This is a genomic window from Blastococcus sp. OS1-29, from assembly GCF_057628075.1.
On the sequence record NZ_JBXXJK010000015.1, the window covers coordinates 1 to 1,329 of the forward strand.

Genomic DNA, 1,329 nt, shown 5'->3' on the forward strand with positions numbered 1-1,329 from the left:
GGCGGATTCAACTGGTCGTCGCAACACCAGCTTGTTGATCTTCGGAGAGTAGTCGGGCGAGGACTTCGGCTGGGGTCTTGAAGCCCAGGGTCTTGCGGGGGCGCCCGTTGAGTTTGGCGGCGATGAGATCCAGGTGCGCGGCGTCGTGCACCGAGAGATCGCTGCCCTTGGGGAAGTACTGCCGGAGCAGCCCGTTGGTGTTCTCGTTCGTGCCGCGTTGCCAGGGCGAGTGCGGGTCACAGAAGTAGACCGGCAGGTCGGCGGCCAGGGTGATCTCGGCGTGGCGGGCCAGCTCGATGCCCTGGTCCCAGGTCAGCGAGCGGCGCAGTGAGGCTGGCAGGGTGTTGATCTGGGTCACGATCGCGTCGCGGACCGTTTCCGCGCCGTGGTCGGTCGGCAGATGCAACAGCATCACGAACCGGGTGCTGCGCTCGACCAGGGTGCCGATCGCCGATCCGTTCTGCTCGCCGATGATCAGGTCACCTTCCCAATGGCCGGGCACCGCCCGGTCCTCGGCCTCGGCGGGCCGTTCGGAAATGAGGATCTTGTCCTTGATGCGTTCGCGGCGGCCGTCGGCCCGGCGGCGGGGCTTGCGCAGCGCGCGGCCGGTGCGCAGGCAGACGGTCAGCTCGCGGCGCAGCGCCCCGCGGCCCTGCACGTAGAGGGCCTGGTAGATCGCCTCGTGGGAGATGCGCATGCCCTCATCGTCGGGGAACTCCTCCCGCAGCCGGCGGTCGATCTGCTCGGGGCTCCACTGTTCGGACTCCAGCTTCTCTTGCACCCAGGCCCGCAGCGCCGGCTGTTCTGCGAGCTTGCTCGACTTCGGGCGCCGCGCCCGGGCCTCGGCCTTGGCCTGCGCCGCGGCGGCCCGATAGCGCAGCCGTGTCCGCCGTCCCGGGCCCTGGGTGCCCGGCACCGGACCGGGCCGCCGCCGTTGACCGTCGGGCAACCGCGGCTTCCGTGCCACCCCCACCAGCTTGTTGCGGGCCAACTCTCGGGAGACCGTTGACGGGTGCTTGCCGATCTCCCGGGCGATGTCAGCCTGGGTCCAGCCCTCGGCCCAGCACAGGTCGATCGTTTCCCGCTGGGCCAGAGTCAGGAAGCGCTCAACGGGCTCGGCCAACGACATCGGCGACATGCCGCCACCGTCGCGGAACCACCGTTCCCCGGTGTTGGCCGACACGCCGACCATGGCCGCCGCCCGCTCGGTCGGCAGCCCCTCAGCGATCAGCCTCCAGAACCTGCGCTCGATCTCCTTCGGCAGCCGCAGACGCGCCATCGACACCACCCCAAATCACCGGGGTGTTGCATCGACCCCTTGAACCCGAG

Annotated in this window: 1 protein-coding gene; it reads right to left on the minus strand. The window is 69.8% G+C overall.

Annotated elements, in window-relative coordinates; genetic code table 11:
- Positions 1–7 precede the first annotated feature (7 nt).
- Positions 8–1,279, minus strand: a complete 1,272-nt coding sequence (locus tag AC2H4J_RS23655; RefSeq protein WP_487467376.1) for an IS30 family transposase — start codon at positions 1,277–1,279, stop codon at positions 8–10.
- Between the last annotated feature and the right edge of the window lie 50 nt (positions 1,280–1,329).